Below are 21918 nucleotides of genomic sequence, written 5' to 3'. Positions count from 1 at the left end.
TTTCCCTTCCGACTTACTGCACGCCCGCGGCAAGCTTCGGCTGCGGTGCGGTTTGCGAATTTCGACTCACATCTGCTGACTGCGGCAGATGTGGGGCACCAACTGGCGCAGTCGCGTTTTGAATTCCATTTGGCGCCTGGACGCGCATGACGATCTCGTTCACAGGCTGCTCCAGAATTTGGAAGAGCGGCTTCGGGTAGATTCCGATAGCGAATGCCAGCACAACGAGCGGAACGAAGGTCGCAAGCTCGCGAGGCGTGAGATCCGCCAATTTCTCGTTTTTCGGGTTGGTAACCTTGCCGAAGTAGACTCGCTGATAGAGCCAGAGCAGGTAGGCCGCGGCGAGAACTACGCCGGGGACGGCCCAGATGGCCCACGCCTTGTTCGCCATGAAGGCGCCCTGCAGAATCGTGAACTCGCCGACGAAGCCGTTCAGCAGCGGAAGGCCCATCGAGGACAGGAAGACGATCAGCGTGATGGTCGCGTACACAGGCATCACGTTGCCGATGCCGCCGTATTCTGCGATTTCGCGCGTATGTCGCCGCTCATACAGGATGCCGACAATCAAGAACAGTGCGCCAGTAGAAATGCCGTGATTGATCTGCTGGATCACCGAACCCGAGATACCGGTCCAGTTGAGTGCAAAGATGCCGAGAGTACAGAAGCCGAGGTGGCTGACCGAGGAGTAGGCCACCAGTTTCTTCATGTCCTTCTGCATCAGAGAGACCAGCGCGCCGTAGATGATGCCGATGATCGACAGAGCGATCATCCAGTTGCGTACTGCCGGGTACTGAACCACGGCCGGGAAGAACGGCAGCGAGAAGCGGATCAGTCCATACGTTCCCATCTTCAGCAGGACGCCTGCGAGGATGACCGAACCGGCCGTGGGGGCTTCGACGTGCGCGTCCGGAAGCCACGTGTGGAACGGGAACATCGGGACCTTGATGGCAAATCCGAGGAAGAAGCCTACGAAGAGCAGGATGCCCGCGGTCGGACCGTAAACCTGCGGAATCTTCCAGGCGGTCTGGTAGAGGCTCGGAATATCGAAGGTGTAGATGCCGGTCTGCGCGTGATTGAAGAAGTACAGGAACAGCACGCTCAGCAGCATGAACACGGAGCCGAACAGCGTGTACAAGAAGAACTTGATGGCGGCGTAGAGTTTGCGGGGGCCGCCCCAGATGCCGATCAGCAGATACATTGGGACCAGCATTGCTTCCCAGAAGACGAAGAACAGGAAGAAGTCGAGCGACATGAATACGCCGAGCATGCCAGTCTGCAGCACGAGAAACCAGACGTAATATTCCTTGGTGCGGTCCTGGATCGCTTCCCATGACGACAGGATCGAGATCGCCCCGAGTAGCGTCGTCAGTATGATGAGCAGGAACGAGATGCCGTCAATTCCGAGGTGATAGCCCGCGCCGATAGTCGGGATCCAGTTGTTCGCGGCGCCTTCGATGAACTTGAAGCCGGGCTCGCTCTTCACCGCCCAGAACCACGGAATCAGCGGCAGGGACACGGCGAATCCTGCCATGGCGAAGATGTTCGCCAGCCAACGGATCGCGTTCTTGTTCTCCTTCGGAACGAAGAGGAGAATCAGCGCCCCCACAAGGGGTGTGAACAAAATGATCGAGAGAATATGTTGATACATAAAAGTTCTCAGTTCCTGTTCTCAGTCACCAGACTGAGCGTCGAGCTTTGGCCCATTAAAGGCTTGCTGCGTTTGAATGCGACCGACAATCCAGATCACGAGCGCCCCTACAACCAGCGCCAGGACGAACAGTACGATAGAAAGAAACCAATGCACGCTGAGCCACTGCCAGGTTGTTCCCGGAACGAAGTAGTACGACGATAGACCGACCAGTCCGAAGATCATGACCAGCGCGTACCATTGCACCAGTCCCCACTGGGTGAGTCGGGCCAGGTAACCGAGCCCACGCGTCGCGTAAGCCGAGCCGTTGACGAACAGCCCGTCGATGATCCACTTGTCCCATGCGTTCGAAAGCGTACCGCTGAACTTCGTCAGCCAGCCCGCGCCATTTACTCCGCCATCAATGACATTCGCGTCGAACACCCAGAGCGCATCGCCGAGTCCCTGCGCGCCGAGGCGAACGGGGCCGAGTTTGCGCCGGCCAGTGAAGAGGTAGTCGTAGAGTTCGTCGACCCAATACTTATTGAACAGCGTGCGATACACCGGCGGAGCCACCTCGTTGATCGGCTCCTTGTAGTCCTTGTCAGCGTCTTTGTAGAAGCGGCGGCCGAAGTACCAGCCGAGCAGCGCAGCCGCGATCGATGCGCCCATCAGGATGTACTCAAACGGCTCAATCTCATGCGCATTGTGCGGAGCACCCGCAGCAGCTTCGCCCTCTTTCGCAGCTTGGTTCACCGCAGCAGCCTGATTCGCGGCCTGCTCACCTTCGGTCAACTTCGAGGGATTTGCACCTTCAACCAGTCTCCCTTCCGGATTCGCTCCGAGGGCCTCAGCGGTTGTAGTCGCACCGTGAGCTTCGACGGCGAACACCGGTTCCAGGAACTTCTCGAACCGATTGCTTCCGCCGAGCGAAGCCGGTACTCCGAGATACCCGGCGAAGATCGCGCCCACCGCGAGGATCATGAGCGGCACGGTCATTGTCTTAGGGGACTCGTGGATGTGGTGCTCAACCTCGTGGCTCATGCGCGGCTTGCCGTAGAAGGTCAGGTAGATGAGCCGGAACATGTAGAACGCAGTCATCAGTGCTGTGATGAAGCCGATCGCCCAGAGGACTCGACTGCCATGCGGGCTGCTCCATGTCTGCCAGAGGATCTCGTCCTTGGAGAAGAAGCCTGCCAGACCAGGAATTCCCGCGATTGCCAAAGTTCCGATGAACATGGTCCGGAAGGTTGTCGGGATCTTCTTTCCGAGATCGCCCATGAACCGCATGTCCTGTTCGCCGCTCATGGCGTGGATGACTGAGCCGGAGCCGAGGAACAGCAGGGCCTTGAAGAACGCATGCGTGAAGACGTGGAAGACACCGGCAGCGAACGCCCCGACACCCAGCGCCAGGAACATGTAGCCGAGCTGTGAAACGGTGGAGTAGGCGAGCACGCGTTTTATGTCGTTCTGGACGAGGCCGATGGAGGCGGCGAAGATGGCCGTCACCGCTCCCACTACTGCGACGATCTCCATCGAGAGCGGAGCAAGCTGATAAAGGGCATTCGAACGCGCCACCATGTACACGCCGGCGGTGACCATCGTCGCGGCGTGGATCAGTGCTGAAACCGGCGTCGGACCTTCCATTGCGTCGGGCAGCCAGACGTACAGTGGCAGTTGCGCCGATTTACCGCAGGCGCCCACAAAGAGCGCTATGGTTGCCAATGTGATCCAGTGATCGCCGATCTGGTAATTGCCGACCGCAATGGCGTGGTTGATCTCGGTGAACTTCGCTGTACCGAAGTACCACATGAGGGTGAGGGTGCCGATCAGGACACCAGCATCACCGATGCGGTTGACTATGAAGGCCTTGTTGGCGGCGGTCGAGGCGGAGTGTTTCTGGAAATAGAAGCCGATCAGCAGGTACGAGCACAGGCCCACGCCTTCCCACCCGACGAACATCATCAGGTAGTTGTTACCGAGCACGAGCGTGAGCATGGCGAACATGAACAGGTTCAGGTACCCGAAGAACCGGTAGTACCCGCCTTCATGTGCCATGTAGCCGACCGAGTAGATGTGGATCAGCATCCCGATGCCGGTTACAAAGAGCAGCCAGATGCACGAAAGAGGATCGAGGAGGAAGCCGGCGTCGGCGGTGAAATTCGCGAGATGGCCGCCAACTGCCGTGAACGGGACGCTGCCGGTATTATCGCCGAGCCAGGTGTAAACCACTTTTTCGAAATGAGGCTGGCCGCTATGCGTGAACTGCCAGACCGAACCGCAGGCCCACAGAAACGCCAGCACCACCACGCCGACGCAAATCGCGTTCACCGCTTGCTTGCTGATGCGCCGCCCGAAAAAGAACATCGAGGCCGCGCCGAGCATCGGCAGCAGGGGGATGATCCAGATGTGTTCGAGAAACATCGTTTTATCTCAGTTCCCGGTTCTCAGTTCCCAGTCCGTCTCACTGGGTTCTTCGTTCCTCGTTCTTAAATGCTTCTTCTCGTACCCAGAACCTCGTACCTCGTACCCTCTCACCACTTCAGCAGATCCACTTCGTCCATGTTCACCGTTTCCTTGTTGCGGAAGAAGGCGATGAGAATGCCGAGCCCGACGGCGGCTTCGGCGGCCGCATCTGCCACGACGAAGATGGAGAAGATCTGGCCTTGCAGGTTCCAGAGCCGCGAAAATGCCACCAGGTTCAGGTTGACCGCGTTCAAAATCAGCTCAATCGACATCAGGATGATGACCACGTTGCGGCGGGTCAGCACGCCAATGACGCCGATGATGAACAGCGCCGCAGCGACAACCAGGTAGTGCAGTGTTGTGATCTCGCCCATAACTAAACTCTCTTCTTCGCCATGACCACGGCGCCGACGATCGCGACCAGCAGCAGCAGGGACGCGATTTCAAAGGGCATCATGTAATTCCGGTAAAGCTCGATCCCGATGCGCTGGGTGTTCGGGGCTTCGGGAAGATTCCTGGCAAACTCGACTGTAGTCGGGAAGATGCTCTGCCCGTGATGCAGCACATAGACCAACAGCGCACCTAACGCCACGGCCGCCAGCAGTGCCACAAACCATTGCTTGTTGAAGCGCTCTTCCAGTTCGGCCTTCTCGATGTTCACCAGCATGATCACGAACAAGAAGAGCACCATGATGCCGCCGGCATAGAGGACGATCTGGACGCCAGCGACGAATGGGGCGTAGAGCATGAGGTAGAGCCCAGCCAACGCAAGAAGCGTGAAAATCAGTGCCAGCGCCGAGTGAACCGGGTTGCGCCGCGTGATCGTAACGAGCGCACCGGCTACTGCGACAATCGAAAGGAAGTAGAAGAAAAAAGTTGTAGCTACAGGTGTCATCGCGAGTACACCGTCGGCGAGGGGCCTTTCTCCAGGCGCTCGCGGTCAAGAATGAAACCTTCGCGGCTGTACAGCGCCGCCTCGTAATCCTGGCTCAGCTCGAGCGCGTCGCTCGGGCAAGCCTCTTCGCACAAGCCGCAGAACATGCAACGGCTCGTGTCGTACGCGAACGTCCGCAGCTCTTTTTTCTTCGTGACCGGGTTGCGTTCGCTGGTGATCTTGATCAGCTTTTCCGGGCAAGCCAGCGCGCAAAGCTCGCAGGCAATGCACAGCGTCTCGCCGGTGTCCGGATTGACGTTCATGCGCGGCTGGCCACGATAGCGTTCGGCAATCTCAGGACGCTCCAGCGGATACTGCTCGGTGATGACCTCGTCCGGATGCTGGTAACGGAATGTCACCGAGAGTCCCTTAATGAGGTCGACGAGAAAAACCTTGCGAAGCAGAGGAGCGATACTCACCGCAACACCCCCAGAACGCTTTGGGTCGCCGGCGTAAACAGACCCACCAGCGCAACCAGAATCACCACGGCCAGCGAGATCGGCAGCAGAACCTTCCAGCCGACCTTCATAAGCTGGTCGAAGCGGTACCGCGGGAATGTTCCGCGATACCAGATGTAGAGGTACATGAAGAACGCGACCTTGATCGAGAACCAGTACATGTCGAGCACGCGGTCGCGAACGCCCGGGATGAGCAGTACGATCCCTATCAAACCGAGCAGGGCGCCGAAAGCCGCGAGGCCGAGCGTTTGAATTTTGAACTGTGGAATCCGCGGCATGCGAATGGTGCCGAGAAAACACATGCCCGCGAGGATCAGGAAAGTCAGTGCCGGAAAGAGGCCGAAGGCGATGTCCCACGAACGGCCGGGCAGCCAGTTGGGGAAAGGCCGCAGCCATCCGCCGAGCCAGAGCGTAACAGCGATCGAGCTGACGGCGATCATCGCCGCGTATTCCGCCAGGAAGAAGAGAGACCAGCGAAAGCCCGAGTACTCAGTGTGGAACCCGGCGACGAGTTCCGATTCGGCTTCCGGCAGATCGAACGGTGCACGGTTGGTCTCGGCAACCATGGCAATGGCGAAGACCGCGAACGCGACGAACCCCAACGGGAACATGCTGAAGATGAACCAGGTGTGCTGGGCCTGCTGCGCCTCGACGATGCCGAGCATGCTCAACGTGCCGACGCCGGTTGCGTTGAAACTCGTCATCATGACCGCCGAGATGATCGCCAGACCCATCGCCACTTCGTAACTCACCATCTGCGCCGAACTGCGCAGCGAGCCCATCAGGGGATAGTGCGAGTTCGAAGACCATCCGGCCATGATGATGCCGAGGACGCCGAGGGACGAAACGCCCAGCATGAACAGCACGCCGATATTCATGTCGGTGACGGCGTGGGTGCGGCCGAACGGAATGACGAGATAGGTTGTGAATGCCGTCATCATCACCGCAACTGGCGCGAACCAGAAGACTACCTTGTCGGCCTCATCGGGGATGATGTCTTCCTTAATCAGGAGCTTCAGGGCATCGGCGAAGGGCTGCAGAAGGCCGTGCGGTCCGACTCGCATGGGCCCGAGGCGGATCTGCATATGCGCAAGGATCTTCCGCTCCAGCCAGTTCATCGCGATGACGGCGATGGAAACGGCAAGGAAGATCACCAGGATGTAGATGGTGGCCCAGATGTAGTTCCCTGCTTCGCCGGGGGTCACGTTAGAGTGCAGATAGTTCAGAAAGGCGCCCATTACCGGTCCACCTCTCCCAGGACGATGTCGAGCGTTCCGATGACGGCGACGACGTCGGCAACCAACATGCCGCGCACCATCAGGTCGAGCGCCTGGAGATTGACGAAGGATGGCGGCCGCACGCGAATTCGATAAGGCTGCGTGGAGCCGTCACTGACGATGAAGTAACCGAGTTCGCCCTTAGGCGCCTCGATAGAGTGGTAAATCTCGCCGACCGGAGGCTTCAAAACCTTCGGAATCTTCGCCATGATCGGGCCGGTCGGAAGGTTCTCGACGGCCTGGCGGATGATGCGTACCGACTGCCGCATCTCCTGGATGCGCACGATGTACCGGTCGTACGTGTCACCATTCAGGCCGATGGGAATCTCGAAATCGAATTTGTCGTAGCTCGAGTACGGCTGGGCTTTACGAAGGTCCCAGCGAACGCCCGACGCCCGAAGCACTGGTCCGGTCACGCCGAGAGCGATCGCGTCCTTCCCGCTGATGAGGCCGACGTTCCTTGTGCGCTCCACCCAGATGCGGTTGGTGGAGAGCAGCGTTTCGTACTCGTCGATCTTCGGCAGAACGAAGTCGCAGAACGCAAGGCAATCTTTTTCGAAACCTTCGTACGTTTCGTATTGCGTGCCGCCGATGCGGAAGGCGTGCGTCGTGAGGCGCGCGCCACAGTACTTCTCGAAGATCTTCAGGATCTCTTCCCGATCGCGGAACGTATAGAACAACGGAGTGATCGCCCCGATGTCGAGCGCGTGAGTGCCGAGCCAGAGCTGGTGACTGGCGATTCGATTCAATTCCGTGAGGATCACGCGAATGTACTGCGCGCGGGGCGGCGCTTCGGTGTTCAGCAGCTTTTCGACTGCGAGGCAGTAGCCTAGCCCGTTCGAAACGGCTGCGACGTAATCCATGCGGTCGACGTAGGGATTGAACTGCGCGTAGGTGCGGTTCTCGGCGATCTTTTCGACACCGCGATGCAGGTAGCCGATGATGGACTCGGTACCGAGGACCTTCTCGCCGTCCAACTTCAGGATGACGCGAAGCACGCCGTGGGTGGACGGGTGCTGCGGCCCCATGTTGAGCACGAGTTCGTCGGAATCGAGATAGGTCTTGGTATCCGGTCCGACGGTATCAATATCTTCGTAGAAATCGCTCATTGGCCGCTCTCAATTCCCAGGTTGATCTGCACCCACTCCTTGTCCTGGAGCAGGATCGAGTAGTCCTTGCGCAGCGGGTAGCCCTTCCAGCCATCCGGAAGCAGGATGCGCTTGAGGTTCGGGTGTCCGGCGAAGACGACGCCGAACATGTCGAACACTTCGCGCTCAAGCCAGTCGGCGGTAGGCCATATATCCGTGACCGTCGGAACCTCTTCGCCTTCGGCGACCGTGGTCTTAACTCGCAGGCGCTCGTTCTTTGAGAACGAATAAAGGATGTAAACGATCTCGAACGGCCTCTCGTTCTTCGGGTAATGAACCGCAGTGAGATCGACGCAGTAATCGAACCCCTCGTCGTGCGCCAAAACGTGCAGGACATCGTGGACGATGTCGCTGCCCAGGACGAGATAGTTCTGCCCAACATAACTGAACGCCTCAACACCGGAGCCATAGGTCTGCTTCAGGCGGCGCGTTAGCTCGGTATCGAGTGACTGGGGCGTCGGAACCGGGGGCTTTGGTGGAGCGGCGGGTGGTTTCGGAGCAGCGGCGACGGAAGCAGCGGGTTTTGGTGCCGCTGGGCCAGGCTTTGGCGGCGCGACAGCGGGAGCGGCCCCCTCTGGCTTGGCTTCCTCTGCGGCAGGCTTCGCTTCAGCTGGTTTTGCCGGCTCCTGGGGAGTTCCTTCAGGCGGAGTACTGGGTTTAGTTTCGTCTGCCATTCTGGCTTATTCCTGGGTGGTTAGAGCGATCATCCCGAACGCTAAGTTATAGCAGCCACAAGGGCCTGCAGTGACGGTCGCCACTCACATTGCTTAGTGATCTTGATCACACTGCGATGGGCAGCGGCTAGACCCATTCCAGAGCGCCCTTCTTCCAGATCCACACGTACCCGACGATCAGGATTCCCAGGAAGATCAGCATTTCGACAAAGCCGAAGACGCCGAGCGCCTTGTACTGGACGGCCCAAGGGAACAGGAAAATCGTTTCCACGTCGAACACAACAAACAGGATGGCGACGATGTAGAAGCGAATGGTGTAGCGCTTGCGCGCCTGGTCGAATGGGTCAATGCCGCATTCGTACGGCATTAACTTGATCTTGTCGGGCTGGCGCGGCCGAACCAGCGCAAAAAGCGCGACGGTCCCGGCGCCCACCAGGAACGCGACCAGGGCAAATATGAAGATGGGGACATAATTCTGGGGCATGACCCTCGTTTCTCCCAACTGCAGAAGCGGTCTAACTGCCGAGAAAGACAGCTGCCTTCCGCCAGAAAGGGGCATACTACGCCCCAAACCGGCCGAGTTCAACGATACAAAGAGAGTGAACGGGGGGTCTGTGATTTAGGTCACTAAAACCCATGCACCACAGAGACACAGAGGCACAGAGGGACTGGATTCTTAAAAGCCTAAAGTTACCCGGGTACTATGCCGTCCTTGAGTACCGGGGAGTGGAAGTTTACGAGTAAACCTTTCTTGAGACCGAGCAGTTTCATGTAGGTCAGCAGTTGTGCCTCGTGAATTTTGGCAATGCTTTCCACAGCCTTCAGTTGGCACAAGACTTTCAGCCACAACAATGTCAGCGTAGTACGCGCACTCGAGATGAATTTCTTTGTAGACTAAAGGAATCGGAACCTGACGCTTGAATGACAGTGACCGCAAGAACAATTCATGACAGAGGCATTCCTCGTAGGCGGATTCCATCAACCCCGGGCCCAGTGCCCTATGAACCTCAAATCGCAGCCCCAATTACCTCATAGGTGAGAGGATCTCTCTCGTCCCACGACATTCAGACCAGCCCAAGACATGCACCTATTCTCATTCGTCTGGCGACCGCACTGCACAGCTTTTCAACATCGCTGCTGCGTATCTTCCCATTTTGGTTTTCGCCTGAAATTCTCTGCGCCTCAGTGTCTCTGTGGTGAGTAGGTTTTCCCGTCCTTTATAATCGACCGTTCCCCATACGAGGTCCCTCTTGTCCTTAGCCGACGATATTTACGCCATACGCAAAGAGAAGCTGAAGAAGATTGAAGCGCTGGGCCAGCCGGCCTACCCCTACAAGTTCACCTATACGCACACCGTCCCCGAGATCGTCGAGAAGTACTCCGCCAGCAACGGAGAGCAACTCGAGGCCGACCGGGTAAACGTGCGCGTTGCGGGCCGGATGATGACCCCACGTCTAATGGGAAAGGCTGGGTTTGCCCATTTGCAGCAGGGCGGCGAGCGCTTGCAGATCTACGTCAGGAAAGACGATGTTGGTGAAAAGGGATTCGAACTGTTCAAGCAACTACTCGACAACGGCGACCACATCGGCGTCGAAGGGTACCTCTTTCGTACGCGAACAGGCGAACTTACGGTTCATGTTAAAGAGATCACGTTCCTTGCCAAGGATCTACTGCCGCTGCCGGAAAAGTGGCACGGCCTGCAGGATGTCGAACTGCGGTATCGCCAGCGTTATGTCGATCTGATCATGAACCCGGAGGTGCGCGCAGTCTTCGAGAAACGCGCCAGGATCGTTCGTGCGATCCGCAACTTCTTCGACACCCGCGGTTTCATCGAAGTCGAAACGCCGATGATGCAGCCCCTATATGGTGGCGCCGCAGCGCGGCCGTTTGTGACGCATCACAACACGCTGGACATCGATCTCTACCTTCGCATCGCGCCCGAACTTTACCTCAAGCGACTTACCGTCGGGGGCCTTGACCGCGTTTACGAGATCAATCGCAACTTCCGCAACGAAGGCATCTCGACTCAGCACAACCCCGAGTTCACTATGCTCGAGTTCTACTGGGCGTACGCCGACTATCACGACCTGATGGATTTCACCGAAGAGCTGCTGAAGACTGTCGCGATCGAGGTTAACGGTATGCCCGTCGCGAGTTTCCAGGGACAGGAGGTCGATTGGAGCAAGTTCCGCCGCCTGAGCATGCGCGAAGCCATCCGCGAATTCTGGCCGGAAAGCGCCGGCCCTAAGCCCTCCATGGACGATTTCGCGAGTCACGACAAACTCGTGAACTTTGGTCGTGCGCTTCAGCAAGCTCATATCAATTTCCCGCTCGACGTCTCCGCACCCGACGGCCGCGTCATCGCCGACATCTTCGAGGCCGTCGCCGAGGAGCACTTGTTCCAGCCGACGTTCATTTACGACTTCCCGCTCGCCATCTCGCCACTTTCCAAGAACAAGCGCGACGAACCGGAAGAGTGGGTGGAACGGTTCGAGCTTTACGCCGGCGGAATGGAAATCGCCAACGCATTCAGCGAGTTGAACGATCCGGAGGAGCAGCGCAGGCGCTTCGAACAGCAACTCTCGGAGCGAGCGCGTGGCGACGAAGAGGCTCACCAGATGGACGAGGATTACATCCGCGCCCTGAGCTTCGGAATGCCACCAACCGGCGGCGAAGGGATCGGGATCGATCGGATCACGATGCTGCTGACGGGATCGAACTCGATTCGCGACGTCATTCTTTTCCCGCTGATGAAGCCGCGGAAGGCCGGAGAAGAAGAGGAAGAAGTGTTGAAATCCGAGAGCGGCGCGTAGCTTTTGCGTCCAAGGCGCTCCACAGGGACTCTAACAATTGACCGTCGCGACCACGCGACCACAACCATGGACTTCGATTCTTGGCCGCACCAGAAGAACGGAGATCCGGAACTGAGAACTGCTTCATGTCTTTCCAATTTGACCCGGGGACCCGTCGCAAGCTGGGATACCAGCTTATAGACGCCCTCAACGATTATTTCTCTTCCCTGCCCAATCGCAACGTGCAGCTTCCGCTGGATGAGCGGACCTTCGGGGCGCTCACGGACAAGATGCCGGAATTGGGTGAGAGCGCCGAGGCAGTACTGCGTGAAGCCACGAGCGAACTCATTGATAAAGGCTTTCACGTTCCCAGCGCCAACTACTTCGGGCTGATGAACCCGGCGCCGACTTACATCGCGGTGCTCGCCGAAGCTTTGGTTGCCGCATTGAACCCGCAGCTGGCGACGCTCGCGCGCTCACAACTGGCGTCGAAGATCGAAGCCGAGACGGTTCGCTGGATCGCCGAGCGAGTCGGCTGGAAGAAGGTTGGGGCCGGTGAAAATCCCGCGAACGGCCAGCGTTGCTGCGATGGAACCTTCACCAGCGGGGGCAATGAAGCGAATTTTACAGCCCTGGCGCTCGCACTAGCTGCGTATTTCCCGAACTCCGTAGAGAACGGGATTGCCAGTATCGGCGCGCAGCCGATTATCTATGCCTCTTCCGAGTCGCACCACTCGCTGGACAAGTCCGCCGGCCTGCTCGGTCTCGGCCGCAAGGCACTGCGCCGCATTGCAGTGGATAAGCGCGCCATGTTCGACGTGGACCAACTCGAGCGGGCTATTCTCGAAGACCGCGCCGCCGGAAAAGAACCTTTCTGCATCGTCGCGACTGCCGGCACCACCAACTCCGGCGCCGTGGACGACATCGTTGCACTCTCGAGGATCGCCAGGAAACACGATCTTTGGCTGCACGTGGACGGGGCGTACGGTGCGGCCGCGATCTTCAGTGACAAGCATCGCGACCTTGTGCGTGGCATCGAACTGGCTGACTCGATCACCATCGATCCGCACAAGTGGCTTTCAATGCCATTCGCAGCGGGTGTCGTGCTGACTTCACGGCCCGAGATGCTAGAACGGGCGTTTGCCGTGGTCACGCCCTATATGCCGCGCGTAGATGATCCCAATCTGATCGACAATTTTAAGGTCAGCGCGCAGTGGTCGCGACGCATGAACTCGCTGAAGCTCTGGCTGACTCTTCGCGTTCATGGTCGCCAAGCTTACGAAGAACTGATCGATCGACAGATGCGGCTCGCCGGACAGATGGCCGAGTGGTTCCGCAAGAGTAGTAATTTCGAGTTGGCGGTCCCGCCAAAATTAACGATCCTGAACTTCCGCCTGAAGCTGGATTTGCCGGAGCAGGAACTCGCAGCGGCCCATAAGGCCCTTATCGACGAGGTCACGCGAGATGGCAAGCTCTGGATCAGTCATACCAATGTCGCGGGTCGGAGCGTTTGCCGGATGATGATCATCAGCTACTTTACCGATGAGCATAATCTGAAGTTGCTGCAGGAGGCCCTGACACGGGCGGCTGCGAAGGTTGCACAGTCAGCACTCAACAGCCAGCCTTCACTGAAGTAGGCCTCTTGCGGCTCCCGAGACCAGGGCAACGCGCAAAGATGGCCTGAACCTGAGGCACCGCCTTCAGGGCCGCCCTTAATTGTTGCGTCCTTTCCGGGCCCGCTCCCGTATCCTTTCTGTACCCTGGGAGGGATACCATGGCCACATCGCAGGTGCCGGCATCCGGCGTGCATCCTAATTTTGTTACCACGGCATTCGACATCGACGGTTATGACATTGTGAAGAACCTTGGTGTCGTACGCGGAATCACCGTGCGCTCACGCTCCATCTTCGGCACCATTGGCGCAGGCTTGCAGACGCTTGCGGGCGGGAACATCACGATCCTTTCAGAACTGTGCGAGAAGACGCGACTAGAGGCCTTTGAGTTGATGATTCGGCATGCGAGCGAAATCGGCGCGAATGCGATTATCGGCGCGCGCTACGATGCTACTGAGATAATGAATGGAGTAACGGAAGTTTTGGCGTACGGGACAGCAGTGGTAATAAAGCAGAAAGCGCAATGAGCTCGCACCAACGCTGCCCACATCTGCGCTTTCGCCAGATGTGGGCTTCCCCTCATCGAGACACCGGTATTAACGCTCCATTGATCCGGGAGCCTTCAACGCCAGCCAGCAATAGCGCGACTTTTGCGACGTCGGCAGGTTGCACCCACTTCGACGGATCCGCGTCGGGCATCGCGGTCCGGTTCGCCTGGGTGTCCATGGTTCCTGGCAGTATCACGTTGGCGCTTATGTTCTTGTCCTGATTTTCCAGCGCGATCGTCCGATACAACATGGTCAGGGCCGATTTGAAAGTCGCGTAGGCGCCGAGCGAAGCATGCGGCTCCACGGCGGCAAGGCTGCCGATCGCGATCAAGCGCCCGCCACCGGACTTTCGCATGGCTTTGATCACTTCCCGCGCAATGTAGAACGCTGACGAGAGGTTCAGATCGCGCATCTTTGTCCATGTGACGTCGTCGGTTTCGTCAATTCTCGCAGCCGCGAAACCGCCCGTCACGTGCACCAGAACATCAATACGCCTGTACTTCCCCACAACCTGTGCAATCAGATCGCGGGCGGCCTGCGACTGCGTTATATCGGCTGGGTAAGCGGCAAAGTTTGGGCTGGCAAAATCGCCGTGGCGAATGCTGCGCGATACGCCGACGACGGTCGCCCCGGCATCCAGAAACGCGTTGGTGACAGCCATTCCAAGTCCGCCGTTTGCGCCGGTGATGAGTACAATCTTCCCTTTCATCGTTTGTCCTTGTTCGAGGAATCAACTCAGGTCATCTGACAAAAAACCTCATCAAAAGTTACAGAATCTTAAAGGAAAGCGGTAGCAGCTGATCTCCGCATTTGTTCCCGAGACTCTACGATTTCCCGCTTCTCCCTGGCAGGCGATCTGCGCTTTACCCGGCACTCAGCACCTAGTACCCTCTTTTTATGAAGCTCTCCACTATCGCCACCGCCATTGGCGCGCGTGTCGAGAATGCTCCTGACGACCTGGATATCTCGGGTCTGTCCGGCATTGAAGATGCGGGGCCGGAACACCTGACCTTTATCTCGAATGTGAAGTATGCCAGCCTCGCACAGAAAACTCAGGCTGCGGCGATCATAGTCTCCGAAGACTTTGCCATCGGGGGACGACCGGTGTTGCGCAGCGCGAACCCGTATCTCGCCTTTGCACATGCCCTGGAACTGTTTTATCAGCCGCCAAAGTATGGGCCCGGGATTCACCCCACCGCCGTCGTTCACAAGGGGGCCAAGATTGGCTCAAACGCCCACATCGGGCCCTATTGCGTCATCGACGACGAAGTCGCTATTGGTACCAACGCCGTACTCCTTGCACATGTAGTCATCTATCGGGGTGCCCAGATCGGCGACAACTTCTTCGCACACGCGCATTCGGTTGTGCGTGAGTTCTGCCGGGTGGGCAACAACGTTGTCCTGCAGAATGGGGTAGTGATCGGCGGAGACGGATTTGGGTTTGCACGTGACGGGGAAGGCTGGCACAAGATCGTGCAATCCGGCGTGGTCGTAATCGAAGATAATGTTGAGGTGCAGTCCAATGCGTGTATCGATCGCGCCTCTGTAGGGGAGACGCGAATCATGCGCGATGCCAAGATCGATAACCTTGTGCAGGTTGGGCACGGCTCTCGCGTTGGCGAACACAGCATGCTGTGCTCGCAGGTTGGTCTTGCCGGGTCCACCGAAGTAGGGACAAACGTGGTTCTCGCGGGCCAGGTCGGCGTTGCGGGACACTGCATTGTCGGCGACGGCGCTATCGCCACCGCGCAATCCGGCATTCCCAGCGATGTCGATGCGGGTGCCATGGTCAGCGGCTACCCGGCAATCGCCAACCGTGACTGGCTGCGAGCCGTAGCCGTGTTCAATAAGCTTCCAGAGTTGGCGAAAACTATCAGAAAGCTGGCAAAGAAGCTGGGCGAAGAATAATCTGTTGAGTGGGGTTTTAGTGCATCCAACGTTCCGGGAAAGAACCCATGGGTGAAGTGCGGTCGTTTGACTCGCGCAGTCATGATAAGCATCCGATTCGAGTTCTCCTGCTCGACGATCTGCAGGAGAACCTGTTGCTGCGCTCTGCCATCCTTCGGCAGAAGGGTTACGAGGTCGTGACCTCGGCCTCGATTGAAGAAGCGGAACGGAAGTTGCACCAGATCGACATCGCCGTACTGGACTACCATCTCGGAGCGGGTAAGTTCGGCACCGATGTGGCTGAGACGCTTCGTCAGAAACGTCCGCAGGTTCCCATCATCATTTTATCGGCGACCCTGGAACGGCAGTTCGGCGGGATTGCGGACATGCATCTCCTTAAGGGCTACAGTTCGGTTGACGACCTGGTTGCCGCGCTGCGGAGTTTCGAGGCCAAGAAGCGCGGCCAGCCTGTCGTAGTTGACTCACGTAATTTCTATTACTCCAAGATCAGCTTAGCAATGGGAGATGATGTAGTACTTGAGGTTCTTGACCGCCAGGGCAACTGGCAGTTTGTGAACCCGTACTACGCGGCACTTCACAAGAAGAAGAACGTGTGGTTCCCGGGCAAGAACCTATTCAACGATCTCGGCGAACTACCCCGGGAAGTGGAGGACGAGTGGCGGGATATCCTGCGTACCGTGGCCGACACCCACGAGACCTATATCGATCGGAGGGGGCGTGGCGGGACGCCACACTTGCCGGTGCAATCGACTCACTGGGACTGGAATGTCCTCGTCTTCCCGATCAAACTGCACGACGGCAGAGACGGCGTAGTGTTAACGGCAAGGCTGATCCAACGAAAATAACCTGTTATTGAAGTGCGTTTTTATTGGATGTGCATTTTTCGATTACCAGATTTCCCGATTACACTTGACTGATGCAACGCTTGCTCATTGTTGCCGCCCTTCTCGCCGCGGTCTTCTCTTTCGGTTGCTGGAGTCATAAGCAACAGTTTCATACGATCGTGATCAACAAGAGTGGCGTCCCCCTGCATTCGATTGAGGTGGACTACCCGGGTGGGACTTACGGGATAGAAGCCCTGCCAGCAGGCTCGTCTAACCACAAGTGGGTCTTCGTCAGCGGGCCCTGCACCTATCACTTGCGGTTCGTCGATGGCACGGGGAAGCAGTATTCACCGAAGCCAATCGACATCTCCAAGGGTTCGTGTCCACCGGGCATTACGCTTACGGTGGATTCGGCGATGAATGTCACTGCGGCCGCGACTCCATAGTAGAGCGATACTTCTCCGGCAGAGCGCTTTCGATATTCGCACGCACGAGCTCCATCAATTCTTCGCGGGACGCCAGGGCATGCGGATCTATCGGCGCGTGGAAAACAATCGTGATCTTCCCGGGTGTGATACGGAAATACCCCTTCGGCCAGATCTCGTGCGCTCCGACGATGGTCACGGGCACGACCGGAATGCCGGAATCCATGGCCAGGTGAAACGGGCCTTTTTTGAACGGCAGCAACTTGCCGTCCCGGGAGCGGGTGCCCTCGGGATAGGCCATCATGCTCAATCCGGTACGCAGTACTTCGATGGCCTGCTTTACACTTTCGACCGCCGCATCCCTGTTCTCCCTGTCCACAGCAATGAATTGCGCCTTCTGCATGGCGTGACCGAGCACGGGGATTCGAAACAATTCCTTCTTGACCAGGATGAATACGCGACGGCCGATCAGCGGCACGAACACGGGTGGATCGATATTCGACACGTGGTTGGCCATGAAGATGTAGGTCTGCTTCGGATCCAGTTGCTCGCGACCGATAACTTCCGAGCGGATGCCCACCAGTCGTGTGCCGAACAACGCGCCACCAACGGCGATCTTGTAGAGGAAATCAACGCTGCCGGTGATGAACATCGCGGAAAAGCCAACGAGACCCGCGACGACCGTGTAGAGTCCGAAGTAGACGAGTAGAAGCGCCGCGCGAAGCATCCGCTATCGCCCCGCGGCCATCGCCCGAATGCGCTCTGGCAGCTTTTCGTAGATGTTGCCGAAGCCGCCATTGCTCAGGATGGCTATGACGTCTCCCGCCCGCAACTCTGGCGCGATGGCGTCCACGATTTGATCCGCCGTCTCGAAGAACTGTGCCCGACGGTCCTGTTTGTTTACCAGGGCTACTACGTCGCGAATGTCCAGGCGCTCGCGTTCCGGAATGGCGTCGGACTTGAAGACACCGGCGACGACAACTTCATCCGCGAGAGACAGGCTGTTGGCCAGTTCCTGGTGAAAAACATTGCGGCGAAGCGTGTTGGAGCGCGGCTCCAAAATTGCCCACAGACGTCGGCCGGAATATCGCCCGCGCAAGGCTTTCAGTGTCTCGGCGATGGCTGTCGGATGATGCGCAAAATCGTCGATGATGGTTATGCCGTTTAGTTCGGCCTTGACCTCCAGTCGACGCTTTACGCTGCGGAAAGAGGCCAGGCCCGCGGCTATCCGTTCGGTCGTAATGCCATACGCCGAAGCCAGGGCTGCCGCCGCCGTTGCGTTCAAGACGTTATGCTGACCGGCAAGCGCGAAACTGAACTCGCCCCACGGTTGCCCCTCGCAAAGCACCCGCCATGAAGTCAGCTCTGGCTCGTAGCGCACGTCCTCGATCCGCCAGAAGGATTCAGCGAAGAAACCATACCTCTCTACCGGGCAAAACGCGCGCGCTACACATTCCGTAACGTTTGCTGTGCCATCCCATGCGATGATGCGCCCGCGCTTCGGGACCAGGTTAACCAGGCGCTTGAACGCCGTCTTGACCTCGTCGAGGCTCTTGTAGATATCCGCGTGGTCGAATTCGACGGAGGTGAGAATCACTGCGTCCGGAAAGTAGTGTAGAAACTTCGGCCCCTTGTCGAAGAATGCGGTGTCGTACTCATCGCCTTCGATGATGAACTCCGGCCCGTCAGTCACGGCAAAGCTGGAGCCGAAATTTTCAGCGATGCCCCCGATGAGGAACGATGGAGCTTTCCCAGCATTCGCAAAGATCCACGCCAGCATCGACGTGGTCGTGGTCTTGCCATGCGTACCCGCCACAACCAGCGACTGCTTTCCGCGAAGGAATTCTTCGTGGACCAGTTGCGCCATCGACTGCATGGGAATACGGCGGTCCAGCACGTACTCCAGTTCGGGATTACCGCGCGAAATCGCGTTGCCCACGATGACTAGGTCTGGGACGGGTTCGACATTCTTTTCGCCGTAGGGTTGCGCGACTGGAATACCGATTGAGCCGAGGAACTCCGACATAGGCGGATACGCTGCTGCGTCGGAGCCGGTGACTCTGTATCCGCGATGTTTGAGCATCCCGGCCAGTGATGCCATTGCGGTGCCGCAGATTCCGATGAGATGAATATGACGAGATGACATGAACAAGTTGAGCCTAGGCGATGGTCGCCGCTTCCATACTAAATCGAATGCGTTTCCTGCTCACTTCGAGCGCTGCCGCTACTCCGAATGGGAGCACGACGTTGCCAGACCGCACGTGCCCGCTGGGAAATCCGTACGCAATGGGGATATTGAGACCGTCCAGCACCCTGAGGATGATTTCTTTCAGCGAATAATCCTGGCCCCCGGGTTGGACACAGTCCAGCATTTCTCCGAAGATGATCCCCTTCACTCTTCGCAGCTTGCCGGCAAGTCGTAACTGCATCAGCATGCGGTCGACCTGGTATGGCTTCGCGCCAATATCTTCCAGGAAGAGCAGCTTGCCGTCCGTCTGAATTTCATACGGCGTTCCCAGAGACGCGACGAGAATAGACAGGCAGCCGCCATATAGGATTCCTTTTGCCTCCCCAATTCGCAGGCTTTCCACGGCACTGCCCGGCCCGAACTCCATTACGCAGCCCTGCCCTTCCATTACTGCTTCCCAAACGTCTTCATCCCAGCCGCCGACGTGCGCGAAGTCCTTGGTCACCATGGGGCCGTGAAATGCGACCATGCCGTTATCAACGAACCACGTCAGCAGCGACGTGATGTCACTGTAACCAACGAAAATCTTCGGGTTCCTCTTGAATTTGCGAATATCGAGCAGTGGCAGCAGGTGATTGCTGCCGTATCCGCCGCGAGCGCAGAGTACGGCCCGAAGGTCGTCGTTGTCGAACATCGCTTCGAGTTCGCCGGCGCGTCGTTCCGCGGAACCAGCGAAGAATATGTCACGCGAGAGAATTGAGTTCAGGAATACCGGTTCGTAGCCAAGATGTTGAAGATTGCGCGTTCCCGACTTCAGCGCCTTCTCGTCGATGTTGCTGGCGGGCGCGACAATTCCGACCGTATCTCCGGGCCGGAGCGCCGCCGGACGGAGGATTTTGGTTTTTCTCGTAGCACGGGCTGTCATAAGTAGAATTCGCCCTTGCAGAGAATTTTCGCCGGGCCTGTAAGTGTCACTTCGCCATTCTCCCACATCACGGTTTGCATTCCCCCGGGAGCCACGACGCGTACGGGCGACTGCACCTTTCCGGCGGCTATCGCCGCTACGGCGGAAGCGCAGGATCCGGTTCCGGACGACATCGTCTCGCCAGCACCACGTTCGAAGATCCGGATCTCGATTTCCTGGGGGCCAACCAGGTTCACGAGTTCGACGTTGGTTCCCTGCGGGAAATGCGCGTTCCGCCCCGCTGCCGAAGCCATGGTTTGCCAGCTGTCCTCGAACCAGTCAACGAAGATCACGAACTGCGGGTTCCCCATCGAGAGTTCCCGGCCGCGCACTTCGCCACTCGGAAGCTTGAGGGTGATCTCTTCTCCAAGAACGGGTCTTCCCATGGCAGTTTGAAACTCAAATTCGTTTCTCTCGCGACGAATGAGGGTCGCGATCTTGATTCCGGCGTCGGTTGCGATTCTCGGCGCCGTTAATCCCCGCTCGGATACCAGCCATGCCGCGACACAGCGTGTTCCGTTGCCGGAGAGTTCAGCCGGAGAGCCGTCGGCATTAATCAGGCTGATCCGGAGATCTGAGGTCATCGGCTGGTCTGATTCATATAACCACTCGACGCCGTCAGCGCCAATGCCGTTGTGCCGGTCACAAATAGCTCGCGTGAACGCAGCGGCGTCCCCCGGAGCATGTTCGCTGGAAATTAAAAGAAAGTCGTTTCCACACGCGGTGGCTTTGACAAAAGGTACGATGGAGCTCTTCTTCACTCGGCTTTGGCCCTCTTCACCTGCTGGGAGTGTTGTGTTCGGTTCGCAGCAATTACCGCATTCTCCAAAACTTATTGGCGAGATTCTAGCGTATACAGACCGAACGACTTACGGTTTTGAGGGTTGGCGAGTCATGTACCTGAGGGAAGCAGCCAAACAAGAGTCGACCGGCGTCTGTTCCGTCCACGGCGCGCCTACGCGCATGCCCGTCGGCCAATCATCTATATTCTTTTTATGCGTCTTTTCGAACCACTTGTCCTCCGAGACCTTCATCTCCCTAACCGACTTGTAGTTTCTCCGATGTGCCAGTATTCCAGCGAAGACGGATTCGCCAATGACTGGCATCTTGTACACCTTGGGTCACGCGCGGTCGGGCGCGCCGGCCTGATCTTCACAGAAGCTTCGGCGGTGCTACCCGAGGGGCGGATCAGCCCTCAAGATCTGGGGATTTGGAAGGACGAACACATCGAGATGCTGGCGCGGATTGTGCGGTTCATCGACGCCCAGGGCTCGGTGGTGGCGATGCAACTAGCTCATGCGGGATTCAAGGCCTCGACTTCGCCGCCATGGCTGGAGGGCGGGAGCGTCGAGGTGACAGATGGAGGATGGAGGCCGGTCTACGCACCCAGCGCGGTGCCATTCAGCGAAAAAAGCATTGTGCCCGAGGCACTGGATCACGCGAGGATTCAGCGCGTGGTGAAAGCGTTCGCGGATGCGGCCAACCGGGCACACGAAGCGGGATTTCGTGTCATCGAACTGCACGGAGCCCACGGCTATTTAATTCACGAGTTTCTTTCGCCCATTACAAACAAGCGCACTGACCAGTATGGCGGCGCGTTCGAGAACCGCACGCGCTTTCTCCGGGAGATCATTGGAGCCGTTCGCAAGGTTTGGCCGGAGCGACTGCCGTTATTCCTGCGGATTTCCTCGACCGATTGGGTTGAGGGCGGCTGGAGTCCCGAGGATTCGGTCGCACTCGCACGGATGGTAAAGCCTCTGGGAATCGACCTGATCGATTGCTCGAGCGGTGGTATTGCACCCGGCGCGAAGATCCCGCTGGGACCGGGATACCAGGTACCATTCGCCCGTAAGGTTCGGAGAGAGGGCGGCGTTCCGACAGGCGCAGTTGGACTGATCACCGAAGCGAAACAAGCGGAAGCGATCCTCGCCGAGGGCAGCGCCGACCTGATCCTGATGGCCCGCCAGTTCCTGCGCGATCCCTACGTGTCACTACATGCGGCAAAAGAACTGGGAGTAGAAGCGGAATGGCCGGTGCAGTACGTCAGGGCAAAAAACTAAGCCCACACGTAT

General features: G+C 58.0%; 21 protein-coding genes and 1 pseudogene. 7 read left to right on the top strand and 15 right to left on the bottom strand.

Annotation, left to right across the window (positions count from 1 at the left end):
* Positions 1-13: 13 nt before the first annotated feature.
* The 10 genes and pseudogenes from ROO76_18365 to ROO76_18320 form a co-directional block, all read right to left on the bottom strand.
* Positions 14-1648 carry an NADH-quinone oxidoreductase subunit M gene (locus ROO76_18365; protein ID MDT8070134.1) on the bottom strand — a complete coding sequence of 545 codons (1635 nt, stop codon included), beginning with the start codon at positions 1646-1648 and terminating at the stop codon, positions 14-16.
* A 21-nt stretch (positions 1649-1669) separates the two neighbouring features.
* Positions 1670-4051, bottom strand: coding sequence for an NADH-quinone oxidoreductase subunit L (gene nuoL / locus ROO76_18360; protein ID MDT8070133.1), 2382 nt, complete (start codon positions 4049-4051; stop codon positions 1670-1672).
* Between the two features lie 110 nt (positions 4052-4161).
* Positions 4162-4467, bottom strand: coding sequence for an NADH-quinone oxidoreductase subunit NuoK (gene nuoK, locus ROO76_18355; protein ID MDT8070132.1), 306 nt, complete (start codon positions 4465-4467; stop codon positions 4162-4164).
* Between the two features lie 2 nt (positions 4468-4469).
* Positions 4470-4988, bottom strand: a complete 519-nt coding sequence (locus tag ROO76_18350; protein MDT8070131.1) for an NADH-quinone oxidoreductase subunit J — start codon at positions 4986-4988, stop codon at positions 4470-4472.
* Entirely contained in the window at positions 4985-5446 is a 462-nt protein-coding gene (locus ROO76_18345; GenBank protein ID MDT8070130.1) for an NADH-quinone oxidoreductase subunit I, read from the bottom strand. Before ROO76_18345 ends, ROO76_18350 begins: the two co-directional genes overlap by 4 nt.
* On the bottom strand, positions 5443-6723 hold the full coding sequence (nuoH, locus tag ROO76_18340) for an NADH-quinone oxidoreductase subunit NuoH (GenBank protein ID MDT8070129.1): 1281 nt from the start codon (positions 6721-6723) through the stop codon (positions 5443-5445). The genes ROO76_18345 and nuoH overlap by 4 nt, the downstream gene beginning before the upstream one ends.
* A complete protein-coding gene (locus ROO76_18335; GenBank protein MDT8070128.1) occupies positions 6723-7871 on the bottom strand; it encodes an NADH-quinone oxidoreductase subunit D in 1149 nt (382 codons plus the stop codon). Before ROO76_18335 ends, nuoH begins: the two co-directional genes overlap by 1 nt.
* Positions 7868-8584 carry an NADH-quinone oxidoreductase subunit C gene (locus ROO76_18330; protein MDT8070127.1) on the bottom strand — a complete coding sequence of 239 codons (717 nt, stop codon included), beginning with the start codon at positions 8582-8584 and terminating at the stop codon, positions 7868-7870. The genes ROO76_18335 and ROO76_18330 overlap by 4 nt, the downstream gene beginning before the upstream one ends.
* 127 nt (positions 8585-8711) lie before the next feature.
* Positions 8712-9068 (bottom strand): NADH-quinone oxidoreductase subunit A, encoded by a 357-nt coding sequence (gene ndhC / locus ROO76_18325; protein MDT8070126.1) that lies wholly within the window; start codon positions 9066-9068, stop codon positions 8712-8714.
* A 206-nt stretch (positions 9069-9274) separates the two neighbouring features.
* Positions 9275-9648 (bottom strand): annotated as a pseudogene (locus ROO76_18320) (GxxExxY protein).
* A gap of 186 nt (positions 9649-9834) precedes the next feature.
* On the opposite strand from ROO76_18320, the gene lysS reads away from it, so the two are divergent.
* From lysS to ROO76_18305, 3 genes are all read left to right on the top strand, one after another.
* Positions 9835-11397, top strand: coding sequence for a lysine--tRNA ligase (lysS, locus tag ROO76_18315; GenBank protein MDT8070125.1), 1563 nt, complete (start codon positions 9835-9837; stop codon positions 11395-11397).
* Between the two features lie 125 nt (positions 11398-11522).
* Positions 11523-13013 carry a pyridoxal-dependent decarboxylase gene (locus ROO76_18310; GenBank protein ID MDT8070124.1) on the top strand — a complete coding sequence of 497 codons (1491 nt, stop codon included), beginning with the start codon at positions 11523-11525 and terminating at the stop codon, positions 13011-13013.
* Between the two features lie 137 nt (positions 13014-13150).
* Positions 13151-13516 (top strand): YbjQ family protein, encoded by a 366-nt coding sequence (locus ROO76_18305; GenBank protein MDT8070123.1) that lies wholly within the window; start codon positions 13151-13153, stop codon positions 13514-13516.
* Positions 13517-13568: 52 nt separating this feature from the next.
* Here the strand turns inward: ROO76_18305 and ROO76_18300 are convergent, their stop codons facing one another.
* The gene (locus tag ROO76_18300) at positions 13569-14246 is read right to left on the bottom strand and encodes an SDR family NAD(P)-dependent oxidoreductase (GenBank protein MDT8070122.1); all 678 of its coding nucleotides are present in this window, start codon (positions 14244-14246) and stop codon (positions 13569-13571) included.
* Between the two features lie 188 nt (positions 14247-14434).
* Here ROO76_18300 and lpxD point away from each other — a divergent pair, with 188 nt between their 5' ends.
* The 3 genes from lpxD to ROO76_18285 all read left to right on the top strand — a co-directional run bounded on the left by lpxD (position 14435) and on the right by ROO76_18285 (position 16715).
* The gene (gene lpxD, locus ROO76_18295) at positions 14435-15445 is read left to right on the top strand and encodes a UDP-3-O-(3-hydroxymyristoyl)glucosamine N-acyltransferase (GenBank protein MDT8070121.1); all 1011 of its coding nucleotides are present in this window, start codon (positions 14435-14437) and stop codon (positions 15443-15445) included.
* A gap of 47 nt (positions 15446-15492) precedes the next feature.
* Entirely contained in the window at positions 15493-16290 is a 798-nt protein-coding gene (locus tag ROO76_18290) for a response regulator (protein MDT8070120.1), read from the top strand.
* Positions 16291-16361: 71 nt separating this feature from the next.
* Complete coding sequence (locus ROO76_18285; protein MDT8070119.1) at positions 16362-16715, top strand: hypothetical protein; 354 nt, start codon at positions 16362-16364, stop codon at positions 16713-16715.
* Here the strand turns inward: ROO76_18285 and ROO76_18280 are convergent.
* The 4 genes from ROO76_18280 to dapF are packed head-to-tail and all read right to left on the bottom strand — an operon-like array spanning position 16693 to position 20607.
* A complete protein-coding gene (locus ROO76_18280) occupies positions 16693-17421 on the bottom strand; it encodes a 1-acylglycerol-3-phosphate O-acyltransferase (protein MDT8070118.1) in 729 nt (242 codons plus the stop codon). The genes ROO76_18285 and ROO76_18280 overlap by 23 nt on opposite strands.
* 3 nt (positions 17422-17424) lie before the next feature.
* Positions 17425-18840: a UDP-N-acetylmuramate:L-alanyl-gamma-D-glutamyl-meso-diaminopimelate ligase gene (gene mpl, locus ROO76_18275; GenBank protein ID MDT8070117.1), complete on the bottom strand. Its 1416-nt coding sequence runs from the start codon at positions 18838-18840 to the stop codon at positions 17425-17427.
* A 13-nt stretch (positions 18841-18853) separates the two neighbouring features.
* A complete protein-coding gene (locus ROO76_18270) occupies positions 18854-19807 on the bottom strand; it encodes an LD-carboxypeptidase (protein ID MDT8070116.1) in 954 nt (317 codons plus the stop codon).
* Positions 19804-20607, bottom strand: coding sequence for a diaminopimelate epimerase (dapF, locus tag ROO76_18265; protein MDT8070115.1), 804 nt, complete (start codon positions 20605-20607; stop codon positions 19804-19806). Before dapF ends, ROO76_18270 begins: the two co-directional genes overlap by 4 nt.
* A 234-nt stretch (positions 20608-20841) precedes the next feature.
* On the opposite strand from dapF, the gene ROO76_18260 reads away from it, so the two are divergent.
* A complete protein-coding gene (locus ROO76_18260; GenBank protein MDT8070114.1) occupies positions 20842-21906 on the top strand; it encodes an NADH:flavin oxidoreductase/NADH oxidase in 1065 nt (354 codons plus the stop codon).
* Positions 21907-21918: the final 12 nt, after the last annotated feature.

It is taken from the genome of Terriglobia bacterium (genome assembly GCA_032252755.1).
Classification (GTDB): domain Bacteria; phylum Acidobacteriota; class Terriglobia; order Terriglobales; family Acidobacteriaceae; genus JAVUPY01.
Note: the sequence above shows the minus strand (reverse complement) of the source record. Positions and strands in the feature narration are given on the sequence as shown.

Coding starts and splice junctions, on each gene's coding strand:
- ROO76_18305 (MDT8070123.1), top strand. CDS start 13,151: ATGGCCACATCGCAGGTGCCGGCATCCGGCGTGCATCCTAATTTTGTT.
- nuoK (MDT8070132.1), bottom strand. CDS start 4,467: ATGGGCGAGATCACAACACTGCACTACCTGGTTGTCGCTGCGGCGCTG.
- ROO76_18260 (MDT8070114.1), top strand. CDS start 20,842: ATGCGTCTTTTCGAACCACTTGTCCTCCGAGACCTTCATCTCCCTAAC.
- ROO76_18290 (MDT8070120.1), top strand. CDS start 15,493: ATGGGTGAAGTGCGGTCGTTTGACTCGCGCAGTCATGATAAGCATCCG.
- ROO76_18335 (MDT8070128.1), bottom strand. CDS start 7,871: ATGAGCGATTTCTACGAAGATATTGATACCGTCGGACCGGATACCAAG.
- ROO76_18300 (MDT8070122.1), bottom strand. CDS start 14,246: ATGAAAGGGAAGATTGTACTCATCACCGGCGCAAACGGCGGACTTGGA.
- lpxD (MDT8070121.1), top strand. CDS start 14,435: ATGAAGCTCTCCACTATCGCCACCGCCATTGGCGCGCGTGTCGAGAAT.
- nuoL (MDT8070133.1), bottom strand. CDS start 4,051: ATGTTTCTCGAACACATCTGGATCATCCCCCTGCTGCCGATGCTCGGC.
- ROO76_18310 (MDT8070124.1), top strand. CDS start 11,523: ATGTCTTTCCAATTTGACCCGGGGACCCGTCGCAAGCTGGGATACCAG.
- ROO76_18270 (MDT8070116.1), bottom strand. CDS start 19,807: ATGACAGCCCGTGCTACGAGAAAAACCAAAATCCTCCGTCCGGCGGCG.
- ROO76_18365 (MDT8070134.1), bottom strand. CDS start 1,648: ATGTATCAACATATTCTCTCGATCATTTTGTTCACACCCCTTGTGGGG.
- ROO76_18285 (MDT8070119.1), top strand. CDS start 16,362: ATGCAACGCTTGCTCATTGTTGCCGCCCTTCTCGCCGCGGTCTTCTCT.
- mpl (MDT8070117.1), bottom strand. CDS start 18,840: ATGTCATCTCGTCATATTCATCTCATCGGAATCTGCGGCACCGCAATG.
- nuoH (MDT8070129.1), bottom strand. CDS start 6,723: ATGGGCGCCTTTCTGAACTATCTGCACTCTAACGTGACCCCCGGCGAA.
- ROO76_18350 (MDT8070131.1), bottom strand. CDS start 4,988: ATGACACCTGTAGCTACAACTTTTTTCTTCTACTTCCTTTCGATTGTC.
- ROO76_18330 (MDT8070127.1), bottom strand. CDS start 8,584: ATGGCAGACGAAACTAAACCCAGTACTCCGCCTGAAGGAACTCCCCAG.
- ROO76_18280 (MDT8070118.1), bottom strand. CDS start 17,421: ATGCTTCGCGCGGCGCTTCTACTCGTCTACTTCGGACTCTACACGGTC.
- ndhC (MDT8070126.1), bottom strand. CDS start 9,068: ATGCCCCAGAATTATGTCCCCATCTTCATATTTGCCCTGGTCGCGTTC.